We start from the raw sequence: 19,439 nt of genomic DNA on the forward strand, positions 1-19,439 counted from the left end.
CCCTCCTACAAATACTTGTATCTAAATGAAAATCTTAATTTACAATTGCCTGTAACCTTTAATCTGTTTCTTCCGAAGCCCATTCTCAAGTACTGGTCATTAAAATCGTCATAGCGCTCATTGCCATAAAGATTAGACTCAATAATTTCTTTTTCGCCGTTTATTTTTAAGAGCTCCTTATCTTTCAAGTTGCTGAATAAAAACGGTTCGCTGAAATCACTGAGATTTTCGATTTTTATGTCACCATCACCAATTTTCAATATTTCTAAAGAGGGGAAGATGTTTACATCGCCTTTATTATGCAACTCAACAATTTCAGTACCGGAGGATATATCAAAGGCATGAGTAATTGCATTTCGACTGTAAGCGTAAGGGGAGTTGCATTTCATAGTTAACCGGACGTAGCCATTACGAGCGGCATTATGAACTAAATCAGCTGTATCTACTGGCATTGCATAATAAACGATATCAAGGTTTTGGCTAAACGCAAAAGGCTTGTAATCATCTACGCTTAACCAACGTTTAATTGCTCGTACATTCTTTTCATCAAAGTGATCACCGAGATAAAAATTCAATGGGAATTGCTTAGGTTCCTGTTTAACACCTTCAGTGTAGGGTTCAGGTCGACCCTTTACATAAGTTTCATTGACTGTTCTTGAGCCTAAGAACGGTTCCTCAACTAAGCCTGAATCAGTATTAACATTTGTGACGCCATAGTCACTTGATTTTTCGTTATTAAATAAAAAATAGAGGCTTTCTCTAATCAATTTTTATCACCTCAAAAATAAGAAGAGCCAGCATATACACTGGCTCATGAGTTGTTGAAATTTATGCCCTTGTTTTTAAGACCATTTGCAAATTTATTGAATACAAAATCAGCAGTTTTCTGAGGATTTTCTGATTCATTAATGTTAAATGTAGCTTTAAAATTATTGTTGTTTACAGTGCCGTTTACTGACTTAGTAGCATCTGGTGGGGAAGAGAGGCTTTGAATACTCGGTATCAAACTATTAGAAAGACTGGATTGATTAATATTCGGAATTATTGATGGAATAGAAGTAATCCCTTTGTTAATCAAGGCTGTTAATTTCCCATCTTGACCCCATTTAGGTGTCTCTTCTTTTGGAGCATTGTTCTCACGTACAGTTTTTACTGTATCCAAGATATTTGCAGTGTCGGTTTTATTAAGGATGAGCTCTTTATCGTGTAGGAAGGCGAGCTTACCTGCACCTAGTCCTGTTCCTGTATATCCGCCCGATGCAAAAGAAGATACCTTTTTTCCAGTTTTATTACCCTTGGTCACAGTATTAAGGGCATTAGAAGCTTCTTTAAGCTTATCGATAAGGTTATTAGAGATGCTTTTCCCAATGGACTCCATATTGCTGTTAATGAACTTAGAGAATTCATTCAGTTGCTTAGCAATATCGGTAATTTTGCCATCCATTAGCTTTTTCTCAAGTTCCTTAAATCCACGCTCATCATTAACGAGATCATCATATTTCTTATTAATTGAATCTTCATCTTTTTGAAGCTGATCTTGTAACGATTCTTTTCGCTTACTGTTTTCACGATCTTTAAGAAACTCATCTAATGCTTCTTGCTGTTCTTGAAGTTGCTTTTCCAAGTCTTTAACCTGTGATTTTGCTTCATCAGAGTCATCAAGGGATAGTTTGTTTAGTTTATCTTTGGTTTCCTGAATAGCCTGATTCTTTTCTTTGAGCTCTTTTTGGTATTTAGCTTCATCATCAGTTTTATCAATCTCATCAATCAAGTCTTGTGTAGCTTTTTGGTGCGCTTTTAATTCGATATCACGCATCTTTTCGTACATCTCTTTGTAGATAGAGACAACTTCATCAGCAAGAGATTTGTACACATCTTTGATTGATTTCTTTGTGTTGTAAAGCTCCAGGTTGTAATCCTTCTGCTTGTCTTTCCAGTTCTCGATTTCTTCAGTAATTTGTTTCTGAATATCCGGGAATCCTTTAGCAGCTTTCTTTTGTGCTTCCAACTGTTTGATATACTTCTTCGCTTCATTCTGTTGCTGCTGAATAAGCTTAATCTGTTGGCTATAATATTTAACCTTGTCTTTATCTTCCTCGGTCATGGATATTTTGTTGCTAACATCTTTAAGCTTGGATTCAGTTTTCTTGGTTGATTTCTCTATACCGTTAAGCGTTTCATCAACTTTGGATTGGATGAGCTGTCCCTGAAGTTCTCTTACTTCTTCTTGGAAATTGATGAGATCAATCTTAGCTTGTTTTAATTCCTCAGCAAGCTGTGCTCTTTGAGCGGCATTCAGAGTTTTGTTTGTTTTGATTTCTTTTTCAATAAAAGAAACCTTCTGACCCTGAATCTTTTGCTGTTCAGTTAAAGCTTTTTTCTGATCGTTTGTATACTTGCGGAATTCTTTACTGTCGCTCAGATAATGACTAGCGAGGGCTTTGTCTTTAGCGATTCTTACATCAAAATCACCAATGCGCTTGTCATATTCATCAAGATGCGACTGAACGATCTCATATTGAAGCTCTTGTATCTGATCGTTTACTGAATTAATGTCACCCTGGAGAGAGAGGAGGTCAGATTTGGCTTGTGCTATTGCTTGCTGTCGTTCTGCTTCAGCTTGGGATGCATCTGAAATAGATGTACCGACACCTTTTAAATACTTCTCAGGGTCAACCGTCTTTCCGTTTTCCTCAATTTGAAGATGAAGGTGATTTCCTGTTGAATTACCCGTACTACCAACTTTACCGATGGTCTGACCAGCTTTAACAGTTTGACCGGCTTTAACAGAAGGGGTATCAAGCATATGCATATACTTAGCAACTTTTCCATCATCCTGCTGAATGACAACCCAGTTACCAGCTGTTTTACTGTATCCAGCAATTTGAACTTTTCCACTCTGAACCGATTTGATTGCGGTTCCAGCTTTTGCTGCGAAGTCGACACCTTTATGTGGAGTTGATCGGTAAGCGCCATCTTGTGCACCATACTTAGAACTTATTCTAAACGCACTGTTCTTCGTGTAGTAGCTTGCAATAGAGGAATTAGCAGAAGTTATTGACTTGGTGTAATTTGACATGATCTTCTGAACATAATTCTGTGTTTCCTTGAAAGGAGGGACTCCACCATACTTAATTACATTACCAGGCCCTGCGTTATAAGCAGCAAGTGCTTTCTCAACATTGCCACCAAATTTGCTTAGTTGTTGGGCTAAATATTTCGTGCCACCCATAATGCTCTGATAAGGATCATAAACATTGTTTACACCTAAGCTTTTGGCAGTGGAAGGCATCAACTGCATTAATCCTGCTGCGCCTGCTCCAGAACGAGCCCTTGCATTGAATCCTGATTCTTGTTGGATTACTGCTGCAATTAGAGCTGGATCAACACCGTATTTGCTTGCGGCAGAATTAATGTAACTGGAGTATTTACCGGAGTAAGACCCGCCACCGGAAGAATAAGAACCACCAGAAGATGAACCAGAGGAAAGGGAAGAGGTTACGATACCGTATTGTGCAATGTTCCCTGACTTGATTTGATCCTTGAGGAGTTTGGCTTGCTCCTGCATAAGCTTTTTCTTTTGTTGAAGAGCTTTAATTTCTTTCTGCAGGGCATTTCGATAACTTTGAGAATACTTTGGATAGTCGTTTACCTGCTTATTGTACTTTTCAGCTTCAGCGTTGACTTTCTCCAGAGCTTCCTTGTATTTATCAGCCACATACATAGATGTTTTCATTTCCTCAGAGGCTTTATCACTTGAAGAAGAAAGGTCATCAAGAGATGTTCCTGTTTCAGATAGGGAAGTTGAAGCCAAATCGGCTAGTTTATCAAGCTCTTTAAGCTGATCAGTGATATCAGTGACTTGATTTAAATCATCCTGTGTTTTCGGTAGGAACTGCAGCGCACCACTGTTCCCTTTTTTTAGTTCGTCGTATATCTTTTTCTTGTTATCTTCAAGCTCAGACTTCATTTTATAAGCGTCTTGAACAGTCTTGATAGCCTTGACTTCAGACTTATACATATTAATCTTTTTGTTTAATGCATTAGCCTGATTAATTAGATCTTGTCTTACAGATTGTTGCATATCATTGTAAGCTTTGAGTTTTGTGTCCCGAAGCTTAACAACTGCATTTCTGTTGATTTTTACAACACCATTTTCAACTGAAATTGCATCAGCAAGATCATGTTCTTTCTGAATAAGCTTCATGGCTTCTGTTGCAGATATATTTTTACCTTCAGACATTTTTTCAAGGAGGTTATTTAAAGGGGAGATGCTGTCAGACATAGTGTCATAAGCTTCATTTTGAATGGCAGATATAGCAGCATCATTTTGTTTCGATTCAACTAAATCATCGATGATTCCTTTAATTGCTTCAAAATCACCTTTAGCCTCTTTGAGCTTGTCAGATAAATTCCCGACTTGCTCACCTAATGCATCTACACCTTCACCATTTTCATCCCATGTTACTTTTGCAGTTTGTGCAGAATCATTTGTAGAGTCAATGGCAGTTTTAAGGTCATCATAAGATAAAGCCAAACCATTAGCTTTATCTTTGCCACTCATATATTGATTAACGAGCTGTTCTAAGCTTTTAGAGGCGGAATCAAAATTATTTTTATTGCCCGATTGCAGAGCTTTTTGGATATTATCCATGTATTTCGAAACATTTATTGAAAATGACTCAAGTTCATCTGCATTCATTTTGCTGAAGTCGATTTTATCGAATGCGTTAGATATTTCCCTTGAAAGATTCGGATTTATCTTTATTGAGTTAAAGGCATCAATTGTCTGTTGCACTTGCTCTCTAATTTTAGCCTGTGAGCTGGATAGCTCTTGTTCAGTACGTAGTGCATCTTGTTCAGCTTTAATACCTTGATTTTTTTTGTCATTTTCAGAAGAGAAAATATCCCAGCTCTTGCCGTTTTTATAATAATCAGCAACCTGCTTATACTGTTTAATCTTATCATTGAGTTTATCAATGTCTTTTAAGCTTTCCTTAAAGTTACTATTGGCACCTGTTTGAATGTCTTTTTTGTTTAAATTACTAAGGTCTTCAGTGTACTTTATAGCATCCTTGAGTGCTTGGTTTTTCTTTAAGATTGCTTGCCCTTGAGAATCATAACCAGCGATCAAATTCGGGAATGTTTGTGCTAATTGTTGTGTTACTTGCAGATATTCTTGCTCTTGGTCAGCCGATAAAGCTCCGCCATCTTTAGCCTTTTGTAATTCTCTGTATTGACTAATCAGTTTGTCTGTTTCATCTTTATTCGTTGTAATTGCTTCAATGCTAGTAGTTTTAGCTTGTTCAAAGTCTTCTCTAGCTTGTTTTAAATCAGAATAAGAGGAAATGAGTTTCTCAATAACGACGCCCAGTCCAACCATGGCTGCCATAGGAAGAAAACTTCCTGCTAAGAAAGCTCCAGTGGTCATCGCCACTCTTTTAAGTCCAACTAGGGATGCATTAAATGCAGTTACAGCTCTATTCCATACAACTGTTTTGGCAGAGGCGGCAGTTACTCCAACAGTTACAGCATTAAAGTTGAGTACTAAATTTTTAAGGGCTACGCCCATTGCCATTCCTGAGGTAAGTGCACTTGTACGTAAAGAAGTGTTAAAAAGCATAACTGCAGCTGTAGCAGCTCCTATAACTTGAGGAAGGAGACCGACTGTTTTAGTGATTTGAGCACTTATTTGCATTAAACCTTTAAGTGCATCTGCAAAAACAACAATACTATCTGATATGAAAGCTTCACTTGAGGCAACTGACATCTCTGTAAATGCATTTGACAACCTATTTAATCTTGCCTGTAAACTGTCAGCGTATTTCTGCTGTTCACTCCAAGCGCTTCCTGCGGAATTAGCCGCAGTAGTCGCTGCGTTTTGTGATATGGAAAAGTTGTTCATTAAGGCATTAAATCTAGAAAGCTGATAAATGCCCGCTACACCTATCGAGGTGTTTTGTTTTTGAGCATCGCTGAGGTTATTCCATTTGTCTGCTAACTCATTAATTAATTCAGTAGCAGATTTCGCCTCACCACTAGCTGTTTTCACAGAAATACCAATCTGTTCTAAGGCTTTAATTGAGCTATTATTATTCCCAATACGTGCGAAAATGGTTTTAAGTGAGTTACCAACAATGTTTCCTGATTCACGGGTGGTACTTGCAATTGCAGTAGTATACCCAATCAGGTCATTTAATTCAACGCCAAAAGTGGAAGCGGTACTTCCTGCTTTTCGAATCGAATTCGCTAGGTCTAGAGTAGTTACAGCATAGTTGTTATCGACTTCATTTAGCTTGTCTGCAATTGAAATGGAATCATTTGCGGCAATATTGAAATTTAACATTGCGGCAGTCAAAGTGTTAACTGTATCGTCAGGAGTCAAGTCAGAGACGTTTTGAAGTACCTGAGCGGTTTTTGTTAGAGTGGTCAGTTCGCTTTCATCAAAACCCATACGCCCAAAATCGCCAGTCATTTGCAGGATGTCAGTGATCTTATTTGAAAGCGTGTCACCTAAGTCGATTGACTCTTGAAGAAGCTGATTGTACTTGTAATCAGGCTCATTCATCACACGTCTGATGTTTGTCATTAGAGTATCAATTTCAACAGCCTGAGAAACCATTTCCTTGAGCCCAGATATAGCACCATAGAACAAAGAACCGGAGATCAAATATGTCGACATACTCTTGAAAGCTTGAGTTAACTCCGTGCCAAAAGAGGAGGCTTGACTAGACGCTGTTTGAGCATTTGAAGCCAATTCCCTAAATTGCATGTTCAAGCTTTGCATTTGAGATCTGATATTATTACCGCCGGCACTTACATTAAGACCATTTACTGCATTTAAATAATCTTGAGTAGCTTGTCTATTGCCGGCACCCATAGTATCGCCATAACGTGTATTAAGGTTTTGTACGTTTACCTGTGCTTGGCGTTGATACAACTCAATAGTTTTTCTGAGCTCATTATTTTTCGCCACAGCAGCAGACTTATCATCGAGCATTTTAATTCTGTTTTGTAATACTTCAATTTGTTGTGCTGTTTGAGCAGTATTTAATTTCCGTCCAAGGGAAGAGAGGGTAGTGTCAGCTACAATTCCTTGCTGTCTAAGTTTTTCCAAATCCAGTTTTAATTGTTCAATAGCTTTTCGTTGTTGATCATAATTCGTTGTTACTTTTGACGTAGTAGCGTTTGTTTTTGGATCTGTTGTATAGGTAATATCATCGAAGCCATTGCGGTTCTTTTGAGTAACCCTCGTTGTTTGTCCTTGAGAATTCTTCTGTTCTGTTCTTTTCTGTACTTGACCAAGTTTTTCAGTCGCTTGAGCAAGCCTGTTAACTTCTTGCGTTTGTTCACGTAATGATTGATTGCGATTGTCTATGGTCTTTGTTTCACGCTGAATGATTTCGCCATTTTTCTTATATTGCTGCGTAAGTTTTTCAACAGTGCCATCAGCATTTCGGGTAATCGTTGTAGTTTCTTTAATTGTTTGATTGAAGGATTTGAGATGTTTTTGATAAGTGTCAACCGCAGAGGAGAAGTCGTTGAGAGTCTTTAAAGCAGAGGCATCAATATTGGTCTTTAAATTAAGGGAATTAAGCTTTTTCTCTAAAGATTTAATTTGCTGATTTAACTGTTCGACAGTCTTTGAGGAGGTATCAGCTTTGGGTGTGAGTATGATCTTTAAATCTTGACTCAAATATAGGTCACATCCTTTCGAATAGGGGAGAGTGATTTTTAGGGCATATAAAAAAGCCACTCATTATTGAGCGACTTTGTTTGCTTTCCGTATTGCTATCTCCATAATCCCTTGCCATATTTCAGCATTTGATAAAGCATCCTTAACTTTTGGATCGTCCTGTTTAAACCCTTTAACAATCTCTAGTCCAAATTCATCTTTACTCGGCAGGAAATCAAATCTGTAAATAGGGGAGGAGAAATCATCGAGCTTTAATTTCAAATCAATTTTTTTGAAATACTTTGTTTCTGTCTTATTGGAAGTCAGCCCGCCAACTAAAGCTCCAATACTGCCTGCGGCTAATCCACCTACAACAGCGCCTGTTATTTGACTTCCTTTGGAAACTTTTGTGATTGTACTATCATCAATTGAAACCTCGGCTTCAATGATTTTTTCAAAGGGGATAATTGTTTCTTCAAGTGTTCCATATTGATTGAATTTGTGAATCATAAATTTATCTTCCGGTTCAATCAATGTAAGCTTTGCATTTTTATCTGGATTAATAATCGACTTGCAATTAGAAGGGAAGTTCCCAACCATCTCAATCTCGTTTGCCCTTTTTTTATCTATTTCTTTTTGCTTATCCGATGCTAAAACCCCAATAATAATGAAAGAGCCGACAACTAAAATTAGAATGATAGCCCATATCATCCAATCACCGCCAGTATTATTTTCCTACATTATAGCATGATTTCCAAAAGTGTAGAACTAACAATATGAAATAAAGCGAGTGATTACTTACCATCTCTCAGGTAATAACTCTACGTTAAAGAAAATTTATTTATCTGACTTAAGCTCTTCGAGCAAGTCTTTAAAATAAGCAGCTGTATTTGAAATTTTAATATCCTTTCTGGCAGAATTATATATAATCTTACTTATTATCATAGCAACAATACCGTACAATAAAAAATTTATATAGTTTTCGTCTGTAATTTTTGCAAGGTTTACTTTAAATAAGATTTGTAAAACAACAAGCATTGTACCAATAAGTACAGCGGCAACAGTCCATAATTTGGTATGGTCAAATTTCCGTTGAATTCTAGCTAGTCGGGCTATCGCAGCCGATAAGTCTGTTTTAGATAATGTTTTCAGCACTTCAATTTTTTTTCGGTGAAGATCATGATCATATTCCACTTCTTCTGGAAATTCTCTTTTAATAAATTCTATAAGTTCTGAACTTCTTAATTTAATTAAGCTCTCTTCCAAATATTTTTTGTAATATGCTTCATTGTCCAAAATGTTCACCTCAAGGTGATTATCGGACACAAATGGAAATTTTAAAGAAGAGAGAGGACTACAAAGATTATTTCATACATAAGCAAAATCCCTCAATTGAAGGATTTTGATTCTGCATAAAAGAGGGATTTCATTTACACTTCAAATTTTGCTTTCTTGTCTTGAATAGCATCTTTGTTTACTTCTAGATAGTGATTCTTTGTTACGTCAGTGCCTTTATGGTTCAATAATTGAGACACGTCCTCTAGACTCATGCCACTGTGATACAGAAGGTTACTACCACTGTGCCTTAAATCATGACAGTGTAATTCAGGAATCTCAATTATTTCTCCGATTCTCTTTATCCAATACCCTTGCAGAGTTCCGGTTTCAGCTTTCTTCCATGTGCCTCCGTACTTTGTTATGAAAAGGTATTCGCATTCAATTCCGTTTTCGGATCTGTATTCCAACCATTCCTTAACAAGATCAATAGCTCTTTGAGAAGGGAAGAGGGTGACTTTGTATCCTTCTTTTTCAATGACATCTTCCACCCGAAGTCTTTCAAAGTCAATTTGTTCAACTTTAACGTTGCTTATGGCATTAGCTCTGGCCATCGTGGAGAGACCGAATTCAAAGAAGAGCTCTAACTGAATATTTTCCTTCTTTTTAAGTCCTTTTCTGATTTCTTCGACTTGTTCTTTTGTTAGGAAGGTCTGTTTAATTTGAAGTTTTTCACCAGTTCCAGCCTTAGGCCTGTCTAAGAAGTCAACGGGATTCTCTTTGATCTTACGTTTTTTCCTTAAAAATAAAAAGAATGAGCTAATGCTACTCATTCGTCTCTGAATTCTTCGTTCATTATTGCCTAGAATACTGGTACAGAATGCAACAAAGTCTTCAATTAAATCAACCATATCATCAGGATCTTCTTTAATAATATCCACAATGTGCTGATTATTGTAATTCTCTAAAATATATACCAGCCATTGATTGAAATCTGATTGATATCCCACTTTACTGGATTCCGAAAGGTTCATGTTTTTAAAGACAAAATACTTTCGGATTAATTCCGCATTTTTGGGGTTAATTTTGTTGACCTTTTCTTTTGTTGCATATGCTATCTTTTTTCTAGCCATTAACACACCACCGTTATTCTGTTTTAATACCACTTGCATTTAAATCTTTTTTCATAGCAGCAACTAATCGTCCATCTTTTAAGGATTCAGCAGTATTCTTCATGACTGGACGAGGTTTTCCGTAACCATAACCGTATTTATCTGGATACGTGTACCCTTGACCAGTCTCAACAACCGTAGCAACATCCTTGCCGTTGTCTTCACGATTGTTGTCTAATGAAATTCCGTTATATTCGTTTTGAATGACAAAGGAGTCCTTCAAAAGAGAAGTACGTTCATATACAAGAGGATCGTATGTGTCATATACATCAGATTGCACATGCTCTTGACCCGTTTTAATCATCGTATTTTTTGTGCTGGATTGTTTTTGAACGGCTTGCTTTGCGGCAAACTCAATTAATGCTGCTATTTCTTTTATGTTCTTGGCCATTATTCAGCCTCTTGTTCATTTTCAATCTCTTCGACCTTATTAAGGATGAGATCATTTATTTCTTCAGGAGATATGTTTGAAAGTTTGTCTAAATTCTCTTGCATCATCTTTGTTGCTTCTCCAAATTTCTTCATGCTTTCTTCAGGGAAGCTACTAATAATCAATGGGAAAAATTCAGAGTCCACAAGCTTAACAAACCACTTAACTTTGTTTTTGATATCACTTGGAATACCCAAGTCTGTAAATTCTTTAATTAGTGAAAAGAATCCCCATTGAACAGGATTTATGCTTTTAAAGTCAATGTTTTTTTCTTGAGCATTTTGTGGGTCAGTAATTAATTCAGTAAGCATTTTGGTTAAGCGGGTAGGGGAGAAGTAAGGGTAAATAAAAACATGAACGTCATCAGTAAGTTGCACTCGTTCTTTCTTGTCATATTTACTTACACTCTCTTCGATCAACCCAAGATTTAATTTTTTCGATGCCATTTCATTTCCTCCTTTTATATCCTCTGAACACATAAAAAAGACACCTCAGGGGAGAGGTGTCTAAATAAAACTTGTATTTTATTCTGTGTCTGCTTCTTCGTAGTCTTCGCCAGTGATTTCTTTGTACTCTTCTAAAGTGACTAAACCATTCTTTACTCCTAATTGGAGCTCTTCTTTTGTCACATCGTTGAATTCCTGGTAAGCTTCTTTGACTTGATCAACGGTTGCCCATTTTCGACTCAGGGCATTAACCCAATAATTGTATGTAGTAATTTTATGAACCTCCCTTTAGATCAGCAATATCTTTTAACATTGTGTTTATTGTTTTGTTGACTTGAAGCAAGCTTAGGCGGAGTTGGGATAGGGTCTGTCCTATTATTTCAAAATCGTTAGGTTCAGGGATACTTGGTTTAACGCTATCCTTGTATTCTTCAGTTGCTGATTCAATCCATTTATTTTTCTTGGGATCATATTTGGGCAAGATTATTGTGGGGTCTGGGACAGCAGTTGTACTATTTGGAGGAAGAGCATCGCCTTCAATGAAGTCTTCTCCAGCGTACATAAAGTTCTCATCGTAATAAAGAACATGCATAATATTTTCACCTACTACCATAAAGGAATTCCTATATTAAATGAAACTCTGGAAACACTGTTAATGTCATTAGCGTACAATCCATCAAAACGTAAATCTCCATCTGTTGTGAAGGCAAATCTCGCTGTTCCATATGATCCAATTGTGGGTACTACAAAATCCACCAGCTGTGTTGGCTTGGTTGAGAATTTAGCAACTGCAGTTCCAATTGCCGGCAATGTTCCGAAAGATCCTCTTAGCCATAACACATTGTTTACACTTGAGAATTTGAAAGGGTAAGTGGAGTATTGTGTAGCTCCATTGATAAGTGTGACTGGGTTCCAAGAACCTGATGTACCACTCCATCTAGCTTTGTCATCCAAAGTAACGTGAATATCAGTTTTTGCTTCGTGGGCATCAGTGTAAGCTTTCGCCGAGTTGAGTGCGGTAGTAGCTCTAGCTTGTGCTCCGTCAGTCGTTTCATGTGTTTGCCAGGAAGTCCATGTGGAATCGCTCTTTCTAAAACGGAAATAAGTATGTGTTCCGTAATATGCTTCTAATGCAAATTGTGCAATTGTAGTTCCATAGTTCATGACAACTAAATAGACATTGGATAAGTTGGCAGGGGAGTGAAGCCCTTGGTTGGCGATTAAATAAAACCCAGTGTTAATCAAATCGTTGTACTCTGTTTTTTCAGAGCTATCTTTGAAGATTACTTTTCCATCATCTGCAGTGAGTTTGAAAAGTTGAGCAGCGTCCCATCTATCCCGATCAGATTTGTTGATATGGACATTAGTGTCATTCAGATGATTATCAAAGTCACTTTTAGTAGCTTGTTTTACATTGTCTACATTCCCAAGTCCAACCTGTTCAGCAGTAACCTTGTGTGGGTTTGATTGATCGTTAGTATGTTCAGCTAAAAAAGACTTTGACCTTTCATCGGAGCTGTTCCAATAACTGCGCTCATCCTTTGTGATATGTCGATCCAGGTCTGCATCATGAGCGTCAAAATCAATTTTCGCTGCTTGCTGTACATTATCAACCTTAGATAAGCCAACTTGGCTTTTAGTAACTGCATGAGGATTTTTCTTATCGTCAAGATGTCCATCAAAAGCAACTTTTGTGGCTTGCTCCTCATTAAGCACATTTGACAATCCGACTTGCTCTTTAGTCACTTTGTGCGGGTTTTCTGTATTCTGAGTATGCGACTTTAATTCCGAATTTTGCTTTTCCATGAACTCATCGACTTTGTCAGATAAACGTTTTTCATGATCTGACATATGAGATTCAGTTCTGTAAAATTGATCTTTAAGGTTATTGATTTGTATATTGTTTTGTTTAAGCTGACCTACAAATTTACTGCTGCTCATTAACTCACCGCAATTCCTTTAACCGTAACATCTCCATTTACGGAAATGACCTCAACCATGAATTTGAAAAGCCCCGCAATATCGAAATCCCAGTTTTCATTTGTATTCAATGTGCCCGTACCTAATTGAAAATCAGTTTTGTTTGTTCCAGCAATTTCTGTCTTTTCACCATTTTCATCTACGGCAAAGAATTTTATTTCTCTTGAAGTTGAGGAACCAGAGATCTTAACAGTAATATCCCGATAATGTGATACTACAAATTCTTCACCTTCAGACGGGGCAGTTGTTGCTTCGTGGAATGTAAAGGTTGCTTTATCTGGAATGGTTTTTAAAATATTTTCATCGGTTTCTGTCAACAACTCCACCTCCTAAGTCTGTTTAAAAACTGACTTTTATTTAAATATGAGAGGGGAAGTATCCCCTCATTTTATTTAGCTTCAAATACTCTTACGTCTCTGTCAGTACCGTCATTGATCACATAAACATAAAGTGTTTTGCCAGCAGCAACAGGCACCGAAAAAGGTTTGTCACCAGCTGTCAATGGGATACCTGTATCAGCAGTTACAGTAGAGTTTCCAATGTAAATCGTGCCTTCTGCAGGAGGATAAATAGTAAGTGCTGTCCTGTCAGTGATGCCTGCGGTAACTTTTTGAGCTGTTGAAGTAACAGTGAATTTATCCGTTTTAAAAGAGGAGAAACCAGCTTGAGGGAAGTCAACTTGTAGAGGCTTTTCTTGTGATTTGAGATGAATGTCAGTTACTAAACCACCGTTTCCATCATCTCTAGCTGAAGATTTTACGCCATCGAAATCATTAAGTTTTGCTGCCATTAAAAATCACTCCTGTAAAATTAATTGCCAACGTCTACGGATTTAGTTTGTGTTTCTGTATCAGATCCAGGATCTGGGTCTTTGACAAAGTTAATTTCTCTACTCGCTTCAATAACAACAGCCATCTCATCAGTGTCAGTGTCCGCCAGTGCTTCAAATTTAATTTCTGGTGCTAATGCATTACCGTTTTCGAGCGACATTTCAAATTCGCCAGAAGGAGATACGTTAGGGAATTGAATGTAGATATCACTGTAAACCTCTTCAGTGTCAGGATTATAGGCAATTGTACGGTATTCAACTTCATATCGCTCAGAGAATTTGCTCGCTTTAATAGGGAGGCGTCTACCGATTTTGTTAATCTGGTACACTGCAGTTAATTTCTCTTTAGTGCCAGCAAATCCAGTAGGAATTAAATAAGATCCATCTGTTGACACAGGTGTCTTGTACGTAACACCTCTTTTGTTGAAGAAGGTTACATCACTTACCGGTTTACCTTTAAGTGTAACCGCATTTTTGTCATCAACAATTAGACCATGTTCACGGTCGAAAACCTGAACTTTTGCTTCTTCTTCAATTGTTTCACCTTGTGTCATTGCTAACCACTCTAAGTCGAAATATGCATTCTTGACAGTAAGATTGATTTCTTTTTCAGACTTCAAGATATAAAGTGGTTTATTTCCGATACCACCACGAAGTTTTTCTTCGGAGATGGCTTGGGAGAATGAAGCTGTTTGTGCTTCTGCTGTGAATACAAGCTGACCATCAGATTTTCTTCTGAAATAAACATCAGCTGTATCTTGAATAACTGTTTTCATCTATAGATTTCCTCCTTAAAATAAAAAAAGGAACAGCTTTTAGCTGCCCTTAGAAAAACCTTTGGTCTCTTTCATAAACTTATCTCGGCTTATGTAATGTTTCTCTTCCTCAAATAAGTCAATGTGTTTATCCCAGTTCACAATGTTTTTACCTGCTTCTGGTGATACTGTGGCAAAGAGGGTAGAAGTATCATATTGCTTGAATTGAGCAATCCGGTGATAAGTCATATAAAGTTGAAACAGGGTCATGTCATTAATGTCTTTATAAAGATAGCCTGTATAAGTCGACACTGTGCTAATGATATCTGCCATATCAACTGGATCAACATCTTGACTCTTGACTCTTTTGCTTCGCTCATTAGCTTTTTGAATCTCAGGATTGGAGCTTATTTTTTCTTCCTTCAAACAGCACATTTTTAATACCAGTTCTCTAATGGAATCGAAGTTGTCTGGGGTAAGCTTATCCAGTATTTCTTCTCCATTGAACATTTTAGAAAACACTGTGCTGTAAGCTTCTTGAAAATTAGGAAGGGTACCCGAAATTTCATAAAGAGTCATTTTTTTTAATTCAGCAACAAGCTCATCAAGTTCCCCGAAACGATTAACATCTTCTTTGCTATAAACGTAAATGATCTCTTTTTTGGACATTTTGATTAGCCTTAAATAATTGGCTAACTGACCGTACTCTTTAACTTTAATGAATCTGCATTCACCAAGTTCTGTAGAGATAGGTTCTCCAGTAATGAAAAACTCCATATCAATCATTTCATAGCTCCGAAAGTGAATATTAATTTGTATCCCAAATATCCTTCAGGTGCGTTCGATATGAGCAGTCTTGTGTATTTAATATTTTTACCGATACCAGCAAAATTTTGATTGAAGAGCATGTCACAAATACGATCAGTAATTTTCAGGTTCCTGAATTCAGTATCTTCATAGGTGTTAATGTGTGTATAAACATCAATCATCAAATCTTGATCTAGCAGCATCGCACTTTGAATTGAGGGTTTAGGGATTCCATTGCCAAGATAAACACAAAGCCTGCAAATTGGTTGATCGGTTAAATCATCAGTTTTGGGAGCACGTTTAATTATGGAGCTTAATATCGATGGGGAATCATCAACTGGATCATAATAATTTTCCAACGTCTGAACGTCAGGGAGAGAAGAGGAGAGAGGGTCATCTTTATAATATAAAAGACGATTCAATTCTGTATCATTCATAATGGTTCTGAATACAGTTGTCATATGTTCGACCATCATACTCATTCACTATCACCTCCAACTTTCTTTTTGGCTATAAGTCTAATTGTTCCGGTGTCTCCATAGACCTTGGAATAGTCTATATCATCAACACGGAATTCCTCACCATAAAAAGAAAGAAAAAGACCCTTCCTTAATTTTTCATGTTTTAAAAAGGGGATGGTGACATGTGCTTGTCCTTCGGGAATGTTTATGGCCAATTCGGATCCAATTATTGAGGTTGTGCGCTCAAAGACACAAGGAACTTCAAGCTTTTCACCAGGAACTGTAATCATAATTGGTTTTCCTGTAATTTCATTAATCTTTCCAGATGGAATCTTACGATCAGATGATGTTAGTGTAATAGATGAGTTACATAATTTAGCCTTGGCTATGGGATAAAGTCTGTTTGTATCAAACTCTGTAATAAGAAAAGGGGAATCGTTTATCTCCGCAATAGCTCCCTTATGGGATTCATAATCAGGTCGAAACAGTAATGTTTTATCTTCGGAGGTTTTCCCCTGATTTATTATTACATCGGTTAATTCACCGTTGATCGGAATGCTCTCAGAGAAGAGTGAAGAATCAAAAGACTTATTTATTGTGTCTTTCGTGTTATTAATTATAACTTCATCAGGAGTAGAGCCGTATGCAAGTAACCTCTTTTTATATGTTTCAAAAGAGTTCAATGTTCCATTCTCCCCATTATTTTTTCAATGGTTGCAAGAACTTTAAACACTTCTTTTCTAACGACATGAAAACTGTAGTCATGTGATGAAATATTCAATCGAATGGACTCTAGAGTTGCAAGTATCACAACATAATCAGAGCAATCATGTGCAGATTTAATAGTATCCTGAGCTCCATATAATTCGAAGATTAGTGAACTGACATAATTATCAATACCATAATTACTTTCTTCTAGGAGGGGAATGATTTTAAAGATGCGTGACTTTAAAAAGTTGAAGTATGCTAACTGAGTTTTTGAATCTGTTATCATCTTCATGATCTAAAGCCTCTCATACTTATATTTGAGTATGTATATTGCACCATTAAATCTTCAGCTTCTTTTTTGATTAAATTACGTAGCTCTCTAATCTCCTTAATATGGTTCGCTTGCGAATACAATTTGAAGTCCTTAGAGCTCAGAGTTTGATGTAAAAGGTCAGCAGTAACTATTTTGGGAGTGAGATATTCTACAACCATAAAGCAGGCCAGAATTTCTTTTTCTTCATCAGATAGATCTTCGTTGAATTGTTTGAGTTCTTGATCCCTGTCAGTTAAGTCCTTTTTACACCTTCTAAATTTAATAGATGACGACCTTAATAAAGGCTCTAAGGTATCAGCCAAATCTTGGTCGGAAATATTTAAAAATGAGTAATCAGTTAACTTAGGAAGGAAAAACCCGTAGATTTCTTCAAAAGGAGTAGGCAAATTTTACGCCTCCTAATCTGCTAATGAAAGAATGTCCAAATGGAGCTCTTTTTCCAATAGCTTAAGAAGCTGAAGATTATTAAATTCTCCACTTTCAACACCTTTTCTAGCTTTGTCAGCAATCAATTCCTTCATTCCTCTAGGTAATTTAGGTAAGATATCTTTGGCATCTGTGGCTGAAAGATTGAAGAATTCTTCAACTTCATCAATAGGAATAATGTGTTGATAAACCTTGCTTAAACCTAAGTATTGAACAACTTCCTCATCATCGATAAAAATCCAAGGCTCAGTTAGAAACTTAGGCTGAGACGATTTCATTGTTAACAATTCAGATACCTCTATGTATTCTTCATCCCCATACGCACTCCATACAGTTTCTAGCCCAGTTTTTTTTGAGATGTATTTCAAACTTCCACTCGTTACATTGAAACATGACACCAACTGATTACGGTTTATTTGTTTCTTTTTCTTAACTGTTTTCTTTTTTGGTGCTTCTTTTTCAGTAACCACTTCATTAGATTCAATTACAGTTTCTTTTGTTGCCATTTAAAACTCTCCTTTTTCATCAAAAATATATGAGGGCTAAATAGCCCTCATATTATGCAAATTGATACATACCGTACATTACGTTAAATACTGTGTCCACTCCGTATTGAGTAATGAATTTGTACTCCATAGACATATCTTGGTTGGTTGTACCATCGGATACTTCTTTAATAAAAGGAGTTCCTTCTTTGACAACCTTAATAGGTTTGGCGTTGGCTGGTAGAACCATCAAACGATCATTTGCAATTTGGAATTCAAAAGTGTTTGGTTTGTGGCTTTGAGGGATAGGAAGGAGGGAGTATCCGTTCCAAACGGAGAGAACACCGTTTTTGTTAATTTGATCTTTCATATTTTCACTCATGAGAGTAGTAGCACCGGATAGTTTAGACAATGCTGTGCGTGTTCCAGCAATAATGATTTGAGATCCTTGGTTTGCTGCTTGAACATGCTCTGCCTGCTCAATTAGTGTTGCGTCATTATAGGTGCCAGTCTGTTTGAACTCAGCAGGTAAGTATGCCATAGAAGCCATGAATTCAGTATAGATACGTGAATTCAACTCCTGAGTGAATGCTTCACTTACTTTTTTGATGAAAGCGTCCCAATCAATGCGACCGGCTAAGAACCGTTTGAAGTCAGTGTAAATTGCAATAGCATACGGCTCAGTTTGTACAGTAAAGGTATCCCCAATATTCAATTTTTGCCGTCTGATGCTCCAATGGTTACCTGAATGGCGCGCTGCTACCAGCATTGTTCTATCTTCAACATAAAATTCATTGGTGTCACCAAGGGCTAAATCACGGTAATCCACGAATTGTTCGAAGAAAGGGCTGGCAATCATACCATCGGTAATTGTTTGATCAAGTACCTCTTCAATAATTTCGAAGATATCATTCTTATAGCGTCTAAATTGACTAAAGTTTGGTTTGTCAGTACCGATAATCTCTACAAATGCTTTACGGATAACATCATTTGCCTGATTATTTGAGTAATCCGTAACTCTGTTTTTATATAAATCAATACCCAATTTCACAAGATCTTGTTTCATTAATTAACCTCCAAGTTATGATTATTAGTTTTGTTCTACTCTGATAACTACTAAATCAAGCATTCCGCCCACATAACCAGGTTTCCCGGTTACTGTTTGAGTGCCAATCTTTTCGATGGCTTCGATTCGCCCTACAAATCTTTGATCGGCTACATCTGCCTCTGCAATCTCTTTATATTTGAAAGAATTAGCTTGTAAGGTGACCTTATTTCCAATTACAACTTGTTCACCAAGAGCATCAATTAGGTCTGGTGAAACAGAAAAGATGTCGCCTTCAACAAGGTCGTATACTCTAAAAATTTGACCGGCGTCAATTTTGAAATACTTTAAATTGTTTTGTGATCTGCGAGTCTGGTCATACATAATCTCATCTTGTGCTACAATAGCAGCTTTTTCTTTGGCTGGATCTGTAGCTCTTTTAAATAGGCGCAACTCTCGTTCACCTTCATACGGAACTCCAACCACACCAACATTACCATTTTCAACATTAAGTTTTGCTTTTACAGAATGAATATGGGCACCGCCGTATACGGCAGCCAAATTATCTAAACGAACAACTCCTGACATTTAAATGCCTCCTCCAAATGTTA

At 37.0% G+C, this 19,439-nt stretch carries 21 protein-coding genes; all 21 read right to left on the reverse strand.

Going from position 1 to position 19,439, the window contains the following annotated elements:
* Positions 1-5: 5 nt before the first annotated feature.
* On the reverse strand, positions 6-767 hold the full coding sequence (locus ABK447_RS09165; protein ID WP_197200348.1) for a phage tail domain-containing protein: 762 nt from the start codon (positions 765-767) through the stop codon (positions 6-8).
* A 44-nt stretch (positions 768-811) separates the two neighbouring features.
* Positions 812-7,696 (reverse strand): phage tail tape measure protein, encoded by a 6,885-nt coding sequence (locus ABK447_RS09170; RefSeq protein ID WP_197200347.1) that lies wholly within the window; start codon positions 7,694-7,696, stop codon positions 812-814.
* 63 nt (positions 7,697-7,759) lie between these two features.
* Entirely contained in the window at positions 7,760-8,386 is a 627-nt protein-coding gene (locus ABK447_RS09175; RefSeq protein ID WP_197200346.1) for a hypothetical protein, read from the reverse strand.
* Positions 8,387-8,512: 126 nt separating this feature from the next.
* The gene (locus ABK447_RS09180) at positions 8,513-8,971 is read right to left on the reverse strand and encodes a hypothetical protein (RefSeq protein WP_109566959.1); all 459 of its coding nucleotides are present in this window, start codon (positions 8,969-8,971) and stop codon (positions 8,513-8,515) included.
* A gap of 134 nt (positions 8,972-9,105) precedes the next feature.
* Positions 9,106-10,083, reverse strand: coding sequence for a tyrosine-type recombinase/integrase (locus tag ABK447_RS09185; protein ID WP_236655725.1), 978 nt, complete (start codon positions 10,081-10,083; stop codon positions 9,106-9,108).
* 13 nt (positions 10,084-10,096) lie between these two features.
* Positions 10,097-10,513: a hypothetical protein gene (locus tag ABK447_RS09190; protein ID WP_197200345.1), complete on the reverse strand. Its 417-nt coding sequence runs from the start codon at positions 10,511-10,513 to the stop codon at positions 10,097-10,099.
* Positions 10,513-10,998: a hypothetical protein gene (locus ABK447_RS09195; protein ID WP_014417863.1), complete on the reverse strand. Its 486-nt coding sequence runs from the start codon at positions 10,996-10,998 to the stop codon at positions 10,513-10,515. The genes ABK447_RS09190 and ABK447_RS09195 overlap by 1 nt, the downstream gene beginning before the upstream one ends.
* A gap of 78 nt (positions 10,999-11,076) precedes the next feature.
* Positions 11,077-11,181, reverse strand: coding sequence for an XkdX family protein (locus tag ABK447_RS20905; RefSeq protein ID WP_022553071.1), 105 nt, complete (start codon positions 11,179-11,181; stop codon positions 11,077-11,079).
* A 91-nt stretch (positions 11,182-11,272) separates the two neighbouring features.
* Positions 11,273-11,611, reverse strand: a complete 339-nt coding sequence (locus ABK447_RS09205) for a hypothetical protein (protein WP_225630112.1) — start codon at positions 11,609-11,611, stop codon at positions 11,273-11,275.
* Complete coding sequence (locus ABK447_RS09210) at positions 11,605-12,939, reverse strand: pyocin knob domain-containing protein (RefSeq protein WP_197200344.1); 1,335 nt, start codon at positions 12,937-12,939, stop codon at positions 11,605-11,607. Before ABK447_RS09210 ends, ABK447_RS09205 begins: the two co-directional genes overlap by 7 nt.
* The gene (locus tag ABK447_RS09215; protein WP_022553073.1) at positions 12,939-13,295 is read right to left on the reverse strand and encodes a hypothetical protein; all 357 of its coding nucleotides are present in this window, start codon (positions 13,293-13,295) and stop codon (positions 12,939-12,941) included. Before ABK447_RS09215 ends, ABK447_RS09210 begins: the two co-directional genes overlap by 1 nt.
* Before the next feature lie 71 nt (positions 13,296-13,366).
* Entirely contained in the window at positions 13,367-13,768 is a 402-nt protein-coding gene (locus tag ABK447_RS09220) for a hypothetical protein (RefSeq protein ID WP_077722246.1), read from the reverse strand.
* A 20-nt stretch (positions 13,769-13,788) separates the two neighbouring features.
* Positions 13,789-14,583 carry a hypothetical protein gene (locus tag ABK447_RS09225; protein WP_077722247.1) on the reverse strand — a complete coding sequence of 265 codons (795 nt, stop codon included), beginning with the start codon at positions 14,581-14,583 and terminating at the stop codon, positions 13,789-13,791.
* Between the two features lie 39 nt (positions 14,584-14,622).
* Complete coding sequence (locus ABK447_RS09230; RefSeq protein WP_197200343.1) at positions 14,623-15,348, reverse strand: hypothetical protein; 726 nt, start codon at positions 15,346-15,348, stop codon at positions 14,623-14,625.
* Positions 15,345-15,851 carry a hypothetical protein gene (locus tag ABK447_RS09235; RefSeq protein ID WP_197200342.1) on the reverse strand — a complete coding sequence of 169 codons (507 nt, stop codon included), beginning with the start codon at positions 15,849-15,851 and terminating at the stop codon, positions 15,345-15,347. The genes ABK447_RS09230 and ABK447_RS09235 overlap by 4 nt, the downstream gene beginning before the upstream one ends.
* Complete coding sequence (locus ABK447_RS09240; RefSeq protein WP_197200341.1) at positions 15,848-16,513, reverse strand: hypothetical protein; 666 nt, start codon at positions 16,511-16,513, stop codon at positions 15,848-15,850. Before ABK447_RS09240 ends, ABK447_RS09235 begins: the two co-directional genes overlap by 4 nt.
* Complete coding sequence (locus tag ABK447_RS09245) at positions 16,510-16,830, reverse strand: hypothetical protein (protein ID WP_041481761.1); 321 nt, start codon at positions 16,828-16,830, stop codon at positions 16,510-16,512. The genes ABK447_RS09240 and ABK447_RS09245 overlap by 4 nt, the downstream gene beginning before the upstream one ends.
* Positions 16,827-17,258: a hypothetical protein gene (locus tag ABK447_RS09250; RefSeq protein ID WP_224988287.1), complete on the reverse strand. Its 432-nt coding sequence runs from the start codon at positions 17,256-17,258 to the stop codon at positions 16,827-16,829. The genes ABK447_RS09245 and ABK447_RS09250 overlap by 4 nt, the downstream gene beginning before the upstream one ends.
* Positions 17,259-17,270: 12 nt before the next feature.
* Entirely contained in the window at positions 17,271-17,804 is a 534-nt protein-coding gene (locus tag ABK447_RS09255; protein ID WP_197200340.1) for a hypothetical protein, read from the reverse strand.
* 52 nt (positions 17,805-17,856) lie between these two features.
* Positions 17,857-18,849 (reverse strand): hypothetical protein, encoded by a 993-nt coding sequence (locus ABK447_RS09260; RefSeq protein WP_014417872.1) that lies wholly within the window; start codon positions 18,847-18,849, stop codon positions 17,857-17,859.
* Between the two features lie 24 nt (positions 18,850-18,873).
* Complete coding sequence (locus ABK447_RS09265; protein WP_014417873.1) at positions 18,874-19,416, reverse strand: hypothetical protein; 543 nt, start codon at positions 19,414-19,416, stop codon at positions 18,874-18,876.
* Positions 19,417-19,439: the final 23 nt, after the last annotated feature.

Source organism: Bacillus sp. hwrm1 (assembly GCF_040207805.1).
GTDB classification, from domain to species: domain Bacteria; phylum Bacillota; class Bacilli; order Bacillales; family Bacillaceae; genus Bacillus; species Bacillus velezensis.

Coding starts and splice junctions, on each gene's coding strand:
- ABK447_RS09230 (WP_197200343.1), bottom strand. CDS start 15,348: ATGATTGATATGGAGTTTTTCATTACTGGAGAACCTATCTCTACAGAA.
- ABK447_RS09220 (WP_077722246.1), bottom strand. CDS start 13,768: ATGGCAGCAAAACTTAATGATTTCGATGGCGTAAAATCTTCAGCTAGA.
- ABK447_RS09175 (WP_197200346.1), bottom strand. CDS start 8,386: ATGATATGGGCTATCATTCTAATTTTAGTTGTCGGCTCTTTCATTATT.
- ABK447_RS09195 (WP_014417863.1), bottom strand. CDS start 10,998: ATGGCATCGAAAAAATTAAATCTTGGGTTGATCGAAGAGAGTGTAAGT.
- ABK447_RS09185 (WP_236655725.1), bottom strand. CDS start 10,083: ATGGCTAGAAAAAAGATAGCATATGCAACAAAAGAAAAGGTCAACAAA.
- ABK447_RS09210 (WP_197200344.1), bottom strand. CDS start 12,939: ATGAGCAGCAGTAAATTTGTAGGTCAGCTTAAACAAAACAATATACAA.
- ABK447_RS09245 (WP_041481761.1), bottom strand. CDS start 16,830: ATGAAGATGATAACAGATTCAAAAACTCAGTTAGCATACTTCAACTTT.
- ABK447_RS09255 (WP_197200340.1), bottom strand. CDS start 17,804: ATGGCAACAAAAGAAACTGTAATTGAATCTAATGAAGTGGTTACTGAA.
- ABK447_RS09265 (WP_014417873.1), bottom strand. CDS start 19,416: ATGTCAGGAGTTGTTCGTTTAGATAATTTGGCTGCCGTATACGGCGGT.
- ABK447_RS09260 (WP_014417872.1), bottom strand. CDS start 18,849: ATGAAACAAGATCTTGTGAAATTGGGTATTGATTTATATAAAAACAGA.
- ABK447_RS09190 (WP_197200345.1), bottom strand. CDS start 10,513: ATGGCCAAGAACATAAAAGAAATAGCAGCATTAATTGAGTTTGCCGCA.
- ABK447_RS09205 (WP_225630112.1), bottom strand. CDS start 11,611: ATGGTAGTAGGTGAAAATATTATGCATGTTCTTTATTACGATGAGAAC.
- ABK447_RS09235 (WP_197200342.1), bottom strand. CDS start 15,851: ATGAGTATGATGGTCGAACATATGACAACTGTATTCAGAACCATTATG.
- ABK447_RS09225 (WP_077722247.1), bottom strand. CDS start 14,583: ATGAAAACAGTTATTCAAGATACAGCTGATGTTTATTTCAGAAGAAAA.